Here is an 8,619-nt window from a genome sequence, read left to right as displayed (position 1 = left end):
GAGCCAACGACTCACGAATCAGAGTGGGTCAAGATTGGATGGAAATGGTGGGTCAGGTTTGCATGGAAATCAACAGGTAGTGCGCACACCTACCTTCCAGACGGAAGATACGGATGCTCAACTCTTGTTTTCGAAAGCCGCAGATGAATTCACCACTTTTCCAACCACAAGCACTCGGCGGCGTGGTCGCTCGGGGAGGATTCGAGTACCAAGACGCCTACCTGCTCGAGAGCATTCCATGCCTTCTTGCAGAGACCGCCTTCAGCCATGCAGTCAGCGAGCTGCTCGGTGACATCGAGTTCCGTTACTTCCGACCCGGCGGTGGGACGTACTGCATCACGTACGAGGCTAAGCGCAATCAACTCAGCAAAATAGAGTTCTGGAACGAGGTTGCACACTTCAAGGAACTGCACGATGCAGCTCCGGACGAGTATGTGCAGTTTGTGCTTCTGTGTGGCGGCTTCGTTGGTGAGTTCGCACCGCTGTTCAATAAGCTTGCGCGATACCGTGGCCCGGCAGAGGCGCTAAATCAAGACTCCTCCATTCGCCTCGCCGCTGAAGCAGATATCGTGGGCTACATCGTCAAGCTGGGGCAGACGCCTGAGCTTGCTAGGTTCGTGCTGGAGCGTGTGGCTTTCGTTCAATACAGCGACACCCAAGTTGAGGCCGGCTTTGCTGTGAACACGGGCAGGCACCTCCCTGAACTGGACCTGCGTCGCCAAGAGGAGAACGCCTTTCGCGCAAGATGTAAGGAGCTTGTGGCCGAGTCAGTGAAGGGCGTTGTCTATCGCAGGTGCATCGAACAGGCCCTTATGGACAGCATGCCTGGGGCGACGGAGCGTTGGCGCGCTACGCCGTCCGCCTTGCAGCTATCGGGTCAGGGCTTTGACCTTGGTCCGCTTGGCCTGGACGTGTCGACATTCAACGGCCCAGACAGAGGAACTGTTGGTCAAGCAGCCTGGGAGCAGCTACGGCGCAGCTTGGCGGAGATGGGTAAGTTCGTGCTGGCCAGTCGGCAGCGCCGCGGTATTCGCCTTTCAGCCAAGCATCGTATGTCGGTGGCATGTCTGCTGGGTCATACCTTCTCGGCCACAGGCAACTTCACGCTCACCATGGAACACAACGGCCAGCTCTTTGACACGTCGGATCATACGCAGGCAAAAGAGCAATTCTTTGCCGACCATGAGAGTGCTGTCACCTCGACGGGGCGCGAGGGAATGGTCTCCATCAGCTTCCCCAGCGGCTCGAACGCGGATGTCGACGTTCAGGCTATGGCATTCGGCTTGGACGCATCGCCAAAGCTATCGCTGGGCTCCGGTTCCGCTGTCTCGGACATCGCCACACTGAACCGGGCAGTGCACGAAGCCAAGGTGAAGCTGGCTGAATTCCGTGGTCGGCATCAGTTGAGCTGTATTCACCTCTTCATCAAGGCACCCTCCGTTTTCGCTATGGCGCTTGGACACCGGCTCAACGGCATCGGTGTCATTCAGCTGTACGACTGGGACCAGGGGAAGTACATACCCACGGTCCGGCTTTCCTAAACACCCCCAGGCCAGTTTTTAACAAGGAGTTCACGTGAACGCACTGCCAGTCAATTACCACCTCGAGGTCTACGAAGACTCTTTCATGAACGACCCTGTCTGGCATACCGAGGCTACCAACTCGTTCCCCGCGCTTTCGATTGGCGACCGCTTCAACCATCGAGGTCTGGGAGACGTGGCTTGGTACATCCCCCCCAGAGTGGCCAGTGCTTCCGCATCAAGGATATCGAGCACATCTTCTGGATCATCGAGGGTTCGCACATCGGTCACAAGTTGATGGTTGCCTTGGAGCTGGGAAACATCGAAGAATAAGGCTCGGATGCCATGCCATGTGGGCGTGGCATTCGTACTCATGCGTTCCTATAAAGGCCCGTATGGGGGGCAGCCCTGCCGTTCGCGCACGCCACGAGCATGGTGAATCTGACCTAGTATTCCCTCGGCTCACTGCTTCCTTTCCGGTGCCCACGTGATGCTAACCACCTTTTTAAGCGCGTCGGTTACCGCTTGAGCTATCTTGCATCGTTGAGCACTACCACCCGACCTGCTGCTATGAATGTAGGGCGCTACGTTCCTGCCTCTTTGGATTTGATGCACTTTGCTCGGCCTGCTAAACAGCCGCGCTTTTTACCCATCCCCGTTAGGCCTGCATCATGGTGTGGTCGATCCCGACTTGTACTGACTGCTTAGGATTCTCTTCCAGTCCCTCGCGTGGCGCCCCTTAAAGACCGCAATCGCTGCATAGCAGCTCTTTCGCGTCGGGAAACTGGTGACTATCTGGGTTAAACGCTTCGTTAGTGATTCCCAAATCAAGATTCCCGCGACCAAAACTACACGAGGTGCAAGTGAGCTGACCCAGGCAAGAATTTGATTGAATCAAGTTCGCACAGGCGCTCGTTCTAGTACTCCACCAAGTTAAAAACCCATTGCTGACCGTCACCAACCAACGCCTTCACCGCACCACTACCCCTAAACCGCCACCGTCCCCCCATCCACCGGCAACGTCACCCCATTCACATAACTAGCCAGCCCCGACACCAAAAACACCGCCGGCCCGGCCAGCTCCTGGGGCACGCCAATGCGCCCAGCAGGTGTCCGCTGGATAAAGCCTTGCAGGCGCTGCGGGTTGTTGCGGGTGGCTTCGGTCATGGGGGTGTGGATGACGCCGGGGGCCAGGGCGTTGACGCGGATGCCGTCGCGGCCCAGGTCGAGCGCTAAGGTTTGGGTGGCCATTTTGACGGCGCCTTTGGAGGCGGAGTAGCCCATGGCATTGCCCTGGGCGATAAAGGCCGCGCCGGAGGCGATGTTGAGGATGCAGCCGCGTGTGGCGCGCAGCGCAGGCAGCCAGGACTGCACCATGTTGTAGAGGCCAAAGACGTTCACATCGATGACCTGGCGCAGGTGGCGGGATGCCTGGGGGTGGTCGATGCCTTCGCGGATCAGCAGGCCGGCGTTGTTGACGAGGGTGTCCACCGGGCCAATGTCGTTGCCGATTTGGGCGGCCAGCGCCTGGCAGGCCTCCAGATCGGTGACGTCGAGCGCAAAGGCCCAGCCGTCTACGCCCGCGGCTTTTACCTGGGCCAGGGTGTCGGCGCAGCGTGCAGTGTCCAGATCGGTCACTATTACTCGGGCACCTGCCTTGGCAAAGCTGATCGCAATGGCCTGGCCGATGCCCCTGGCCGCGCCGGTGATAAGGGCCAGGCGGCCTTGCAGCAAGCCGGGCGTTTCGGGGAAATGGCTGGGGGCCTGGGGCTGGACAGGGGCTTGTGCGGGAACGGATGTTGGGTCGCTCATGCTTATGCTCCTTGTCCAGTTTGGCTGCGGCTTTGGCGCTCAGCCTGGCTTTGGGCCTCCAGCTGCGGTGCCGCCTGGCGCGCCTGGCGGGTTTCCAGCCAGGCGTAGAGCTGGCCGATGATGCCCTTGCGGAACAGCATCACGACGACGACAAAGACAAGGCCCTGGATGATCAGCACCCACTCGGCCATGGCGACCAGGTAGTTCTGCATGCTGACGATGATGGCCGCGCCGATGACGGGGCCCAGCAAGGTCTGCAGACCGCCGACGATGCAGATGAGCAGCGCCTCGCCCGAGGTGGTCCAGTTCACATCGTTGAGCGTGGCCAGCTGGAAGGTGATGACCTTGAGCGCACCAGCTAGGCCGGCGAGCGCGGCTGACAGCACAAAGATCACCAGCTTGTAGCGCAGCACCTGGTAGCCCAGCGACTGGGCGCGTGCCTCGCTGTCGCGGATGGCGCGCAGCACCTGGCCGAAGGGCGAGTAGACGATGCGGTAGATGAGCCAGAAGGCGGCGGCGACCAGGGTGGCGGCAAAGTAGTACAGGGTGGTGTTGTCGGCCAGCGAGATAAAGCCAAACACCTCCGGCCTGGGCACGTTCTGGATGCCATCCTCACCGCCGGTAAAGGGCAGGCGCAGCGCGAAGAAGTAGATGACCTGGGAGAAGGCCAGGGTGATCATCGAGAAGTAGATGCCATGGCGGCGGATGGCCAGCAGCCCGGTGACCACGGCCACGGCCATCGCGCAGAGCATGGCCAGCAGGATGGCGGCCGAGCCGTCCCAGCCCCAGACCTTGATGGCATGCGCAGCGGCATAGCCGGCGGTGCCAAAAAACATGGCATGGCCAAAGGACAGCAGGCCGGCGTAGCCCATCAGCAGGTTGACCGATGCGGCCAGCAGCGCGTAGCACATCAGCTTGATCAGAAAGACCGGGTAGGCCACCAGCGGCGCCAGCAGCAGGGCCACCAGCGCCAGCACCAGCAAGACGGTGTTGGTGCGTTGTGAGAAGAAATGCATGTTCAATCCTTGGGAAAGACAAGAGCTTGGGTGGAGACCCAGGGGGCAGGGCGGTGCGGGCGCATCAGTGCGCTCTGCCAAACAGGCCGTTGGGGCGCACGGCCAGCACGATGATCATCACGATGAAGATGACCACTCCCGCGCCTTCGGGGTAGATGACGCGGGTCAGGCCTTCGATGGCGCCCAGCGCAAAGCCGGTGATGATCGAGCCCATGATCGAGCCCATGCCGCCAATGACGACGACGGCAAAGACGATAATCATCAGATTCGAACCCATCAGCGGGCTGACCTGGTAGATGGGCGCGGCCATGACGCCGCTGAAGCCGGCCAGGCCCACGCCCAGCGCATAGGTCAGGGTCAGCATGCGCGGCACATTGATGCCGAAGGTGCGCACCAGCGGCGTGTTCTCGTTGGCGGCGCGCAGGTAGGCACCCAGCTTGGTTTTTTCGATGAAGTACCAGGTCACCAGGCACACGGCCAGGCCCGCCAGGATCACCCAGACGCGGTACATCGGCAAAAAGCTCAGGCCCACATCGATGCCGCCTTGCAGCGGGTTGGGGTAGGGCTGGCCGCTGACGCCAAACCACAGCCGGAAGGCGCCCTCCATCAGGATGGAGATGCCGAAGGTGAGCAGCAGCGCATAGACATGGTCCACCGCGTACAGGTGGCGCAGCATAGTCCGCTCCAGCAGGATGCCGAAGGCCGCCACCACCAGCGGCGCCAGGATCAGTGCCCACCAGTAGCTCAGCCCCAGGTAGTGCAGCAGGCCCCAGGCCACAAAGGCGCCCAGCATGTACTGCGCGCCGTGGGCAAAGTTCACCACATGCAGCAGGCCGAAGATGATCGACAGGCCCAGGCTCATCAGCGCGTAGAACGAGCCATTGATCAGGCCCACCACGAGCTGGCCGATCAGCGCGGCTGTCGGGATTCCGAAAAGAGTATCCATAGTGTTGTCTCCGCCTGTCACAGTCCCAGCAGCGCTTCGATCTCGTCGCGCCGCGTTTCCAGCTCGGCGCGGTGGAAGTGGCTGGCCACGCGCCCTTCCTCGATCACGTAGAAGCGGTCCGCCACCGATGCGGCAAAGCGGAAGTTCTGCTCCACCATCAGCACCGTGTAGCCGCGCGCGCGGATCATCTCCAGCGTCTGGCCGATCTTCTGCACGATGACCGGGGCCAGCCCTTCGGTGGCCTCATCGAGCAGCAGCAGGCGTGCGCCGGTGCGCAGGATGCGGGCAATGGCCAGCATCTGCTGCTCGCCGCCCGACAGGCGGGTGCCCGGGCTCTTGCGGCGCGCTTGCAGGTTGGGGAAGACCTGGTAGATCTCCTCCACCGTCAGCCCGCCGGGGTGCAGCACGGGCGGCAGCATCAGGTTCTCTTCGGTGCTGAGGCTGGCAAAAATGCCGCGCTCCTCCGGGCAATAGGCCACACCCAGGTGGGCAATGGCCTCGGGCGGCAGGCCTTCGGTGGGCTTGCCCTGGATGCGGATCTGGCCCTCACGCTTTTTGAGCAGGCCCATGATGGCGCGCAAGGTGGTTGTCTTACCGGCTCCATTGCGGCCCAGCAGGCAGACGACCTCGCCTTCGCCGACATGCAGGTCGATGCCGTCGAGCGCCAGGGTTTCGCCATACCAGGCGCGCAGGTTCTGTACTTGCAGCATCTGGCGCGGCGCGGTGTTGTTGCTGTTGTTGGTGTTGTTGTTCTCAGGCATGGGCGGCCCCTCCGACATAGGCTTCAATGACCCTTGGGTCGCGCGATACCTCGTCATAGCTGCCTTCGGCCAGCACTTGGCCGGCCTGCAGCACGGTGACGGTCTCGCACAGCTGCGATATCACCTTCATGTTGTGCTCCACCATCAGCACGGTGCGCCCCTGCGCCACCTTGCCAATCAGCTCCACCACCGGCCAGATGTCCTCATGGCCCAGGCCCGCCATGGGCTCGTCCAGCAGGATCATCTCGGGCTCCATCGCGATGGTGGTGACCAGCTCCAGCACGCGCTTGCGGCCATAGGGCAGGTCGCAGGCCTTGACGTTTTTCCAGCGCGTCAGGCCCACGCTGTCGAGAAGGTCCATCGCGCGCTCGTCCAGCGCGCTCAGCACCTTGACCGAGCGCCAGAAGGTGAAGGTGCCGCCGGTCTTGCGCTGCAGCGCGATGCGCACGTTCTCCAGTACCGTCATGTGGCTGAAGACGGCCGCGATCTGGAACGAGCGCACCAGGCCCAGCGCCGACACGCTGGCCGGGTCGCTGCGCGAGATATCACGCCCGTTGAACAGCACTTGGCCCGAGCTGGGGCGCAAGAAGGTGGTCAGCAGGTTGAAGCAGGTGGTCTTGCCGGCCCCATTGGGGCCGATCAGCGCATGCACCGAATGGCGCTTGACCTTGAGGTTCACGTCCTTGACGGCATAGAAGCCGCTGAACTGGCGGCAGAGCTGGCGCGCTTCCAGGATGGGGGCATCGGCCTCGGGGGGAGCAGTCATCGCGGCGCCTCCGGTCAGATGAAGGACTGGGTGGCGCCGCCGTCGACCAGCATCGATTCACCGGTGACAAAGCGGCTGTCGTCAGACGCGAAAAAGCAGGCGGCGCGGGCAATGTCCTGCACCGTGCCCAGGCGGCCCATCGGTGTCTTGGCGATGCGCAGCCGCACTTTTTCTGCATCCACGTTGATGCCCACGCCTTCGGTCGGGATGGAGCCGGGGCAGACCGAGTTGACGCGGATGCCGCGTGGCCCCAGCTCCGCCGCTGCTGCGCGCGACAGGCCCAGCGCCCCGGCCTTGACGCCGCAATACACCATGCCCTGGGGCATGCCGATAAAGGCGGCCGCCGAGGCGATGTTGACGATGCTGCCGCCGTCGTCCATGGCTTCGGCTGCCGTCTGGATGCCCCAGACGATGGAGTTGAAGCCGGTGCCCACCATGCGCTGCAGCGCCTCGGGGCTGATGTCGGCAATCGGGCCGTAGCGCACCCAGATGGCGTTGTTGACCATGATGTCGAAGCGGCCGTAGCGCTGCTTCAGATCGGCAATCGCGCTGCTGAAGCTGTCGCGGTCGGCCACATTGCCGCCATAGGCATGGGCGCGGCCGCCCTGGGCCACGATGGCTGCGGCCACCTCGGCGGCCTTGTCCTCGGCGCGGTCCAGAATGCCGACGCTGCCGCCCTCATCAGCGATGGCTTGGACGATGGCGCGGCCGATGCCTTGTGCGCCGCCGGTCACGAGTGCGACCTTGCCTGCAAAGCGTTGTGTCATGGTGTTTGTCTCCTGGTCTCAATAAAAATGGGGTTCGCCGCGCCGGTCTCAGCGCGGGCTCTGGCTGTCGTCAAAACGCGCTTCTTCCAACCCTGTCGCCACCAGGCCGTCGATGACGAAGACCGCCCCCGCATCCGGGTGGCTGGAGCGCAGCAGGTTGCCGCTGTTGCTGATCGAGGTGAGGTAGATGGTCTGCAGCGCCGGGCCGCCAAAGGCCGGGCAGGTGATGAAGGCATCGGCGGGAAAGTCCACCGTGGCTGCCAGCTCGCCACTGGGCGTAAAGCGGGCCAGCTGGCCGTTGAGCACCATGGCCACCCAGAGGTAGCCCTGGGCATCGACGGTGGCGCCATCGGGCGCCAGTCCCAGCGCGGCGGTGTCGATAAAGGCCTGACGCGCGCCGCAGGCGCCGGTGGCCGGGTCATAGGCATAGCGCCAGATCTGGCGCGCCGGGCTGTCGGCAAAGTAGAGCCAGCGGCCGTTGGGGCTGAAGCAGGTGGCGTTCGCCACCTGAAAACCCTGGTCCAGCTCACGCAGACGGCCATCGCCGCTCAGCTGGTAAAGCTTGCCGGTGGGCGACTGCGGGGTCATGCTCATCGAGCCGACCACAAAGCGGCCACCCCGGTCGCAGCGCCCGTCGTTCAGGCGCATGCGCTCAGCGCTGTGCTGCACCTGCACGCCCATCGGTGTGATCTGGCCGCTGTCCGGGTCTAGAAAATGGAAGTCATCCTCCAGTGCCAGCAGCAGGCGCCCGCTGCGGCACAGCGCGATGGAGCCGATGTGGGCATGCAGCGCCCACTGTTGCTGCCGGCCGTCTGCCGGCCAGTAGCGGTGTACCAACGGGGCGCGGCCATCAATCCAGTACAGCGATTGCGTGGCCACATCCCACAGCGGGCATTCACCCAGCAGATCGCGCTGGGGCAGCAGAGGATGGATGCGCGCGGCCAGCGCCTGCGCGGTGAGGGCGTTCATGTCTTGTCTCCTGGTGCGGCAGCCAACGGGGCCTGGCTGCTGCGGCTGCGCCGGCCTTTTCT

9 protein-coding genes are annotated in these 8,619 nt (G+C 63.1%); 2 read left to right on the top strand and 7 right to left on the bottom strand.

Features of this window, described 5'->3' with window-relative positions:
* Positions 1-143 precede the first annotated feature (143 nt).
* Complete coding sequence (locus ACHWUQ_RS11695) at positions 144-1,541, top strand: SAVED domain-containing protein (RefSeq protein WP_394681228.1); 1,398 nt, start codon at positions 144-146, stop codon at positions 1,539-1,541.
* 180 nt (positions 1,542-1,721) lie between these two features.
* The gene (locus tag ACHWUQ_RS11690; protein ID WP_394681227.1) at positions 1,722-1,853 is read left to right on the top strand and encodes a hypothetical protein; all 132 of its coding nucleotides are present in this window, start codon (positions 1,722-1,724) and stop codon (positions 1,851-1,853) included.
* 654 nt (positions 1,854-2,507) lie between these two features.
* On the opposite strand, the gene ACHWUQ_RS11685 is transcribed toward ACHWUQ_RS11690, so the two are convergent.
* The 7 genes from ACHWUQ_RS11685 to ACHWUQ_RS11655 all read right to left on the bottom strand — a co-directional run bounded on the left by ACHWUQ_RS11685 (position 2,508) and on the right by ACHWUQ_RS11655 (position 8,557).
* Positions 2,508-3,332: an SDR family NAD(P)-dependent oxidoreductase gene (locus ACHWUQ_RS11685; protein ID WP_394681226.1), complete on the bottom strand. Its 825-nt coding sequence runs from the start codon at positions 3,330-3,332 to the stop codon at positions 2,508-2,510.
* 2 nt (positions 3,333-3,334) lie between these two features.
* A complete protein-coding gene (locus ACHWUQ_RS11680) occupies positions 3,335-4,348 on the bottom strand; it encodes a branched-chain amino acid ABC transporter permease (protein ID WP_394681225.1) in 1,014 nt (337 codons plus the stop codon).
* A gap of 64 nt (positions 4,349-4,412) precedes the next feature.
* The gene (locus ACHWUQ_RS11675; protein ID WP_021028133.1) at positions 4,413-5,294 is read right to left on the bottom strand and encodes a branched-chain amino acid ABC transporter permease; all 882 of its coding nucleotides are present in this window, start codon (positions 5,292-5,294) and stop codon (positions 4,413-4,415) included.
* Positions 5,295-5,311: 17 nt separating this feature from the next.
* Positions 5,312-6,055, bottom strand: a complete 744-nt coding sequence (locus ACHWUQ_RS11670; protein WP_394681224.1) for an ABC transporter ATP-binding protein — start codon at positions 6,053-6,055, stop codon at positions 5,312-5,314.
* Positions 6,048-6,821: an ABC transporter ATP-binding protein gene (locus ACHWUQ_RS11665; RefSeq protein WP_394681223.1), complete on the bottom strand. Its 774-nt coding sequence runs from the start codon at positions 6,819-6,821 to the stop codon at positions 6,048-6,050. The genes ACHWUQ_RS11670 and ACHWUQ_RS11665 overlap by 8 nt, the downstream gene beginning before the upstream one ends.
* Before the next feature lie 14 nt (positions 6,822-6,835).
* Entirely contained in the window at positions 6,836-7,588 is a 753-nt protein-coding gene (locus ACHWUQ_RS11660; protein WP_394681222.1) for an SDR family NAD(P)-dependent oxidoreductase, read from the bottom strand.
* Positions 7,589-7,636: 48 nt separating this feature from the next.
* Entirely contained in the window at positions 7,637-8,557 is a 921-nt protein-coding gene (locus ACHWUQ_RS11655) for an SMP-30/gluconolactonase/LRE family protein (RefSeq protein WP_394681221.1), read from the bottom strand.
* Positions 8,558-8,619: the final 62 nt, after the last annotated feature.

The organism is uncultured Comamonas sp., from assembly GCF_964277875.1.
Classification (GTDB): Bacteria; Pseudomonadota; Gammaproteobacteria; order Burkholderiales; family Burkholderiaceae_C; genus Comamonas; species Comamonas sediminis.
This window is presented reverse-complemented; position numbering and strand designations above follow the sequence as displayed.

Excerpts from the sequence above, each read along its gene's own strand:
- ACHWUQ_RS11695 (WP_394681228.1), top strand. The coding sequence starts at position 144 with ATGAATTCACCACTTTTCCAACCACAAGCACTCGGCGGCGTGGTCGCT.
- ACHWUQ_RS11685 (WP_394681226.1), bottom strand. The coding sequence starts at position 3,332 with ATGAGCGACCCAACATCCGTTCCCGCACAAGCCCCTGTCCAGCCCCAG.
- ACHWUQ_RS11680 (WP_394681225.1), bottom strand. The coding sequence starts at position 4,348 with ATGCATTTCTTCTCACAACGCACCAACACCGTCTTGCTGGTGCTGGCG.
- ACHWUQ_RS11675 (WP_021028133.1), bottom strand. The coding sequence starts at position 5,294 with ATGGATACTCTTTTCGGAATCCCGACAGCCGCGCTGATCGGCCAGCTC.
- ACHWUQ_RS11670 (WP_394681224.1), bottom strand. The coding sequence starts at position 6,055 with ATGCCTGAGAACAACAACACCAACAACAGCAACAACACCGCGCCGCGC.
- ACHWUQ_RS11665 (WP_394681223.1), bottom strand. The coding sequence starts at position 6,821 with ATGACTGCTCCCCCCGAGGCCGATGCCCCCATCCTGGAAGCGCGCCAG.
- ACHWUQ_RS11660 (WP_394681222.1), bottom strand. The coding sequence starts at position 7,588 with ATGACACAACGCTTTGCAGGCAAGGTCGCACTCGTGACCGGCGGCGCA.
- ACHWUQ_RS11655 (WP_394681221.1), bottom strand. The coding sequence starts at position 8,557 with ATGAACGCCCTCACCGCGCAGGCGCTGGCCGCGCGCATCCATCCTCTG.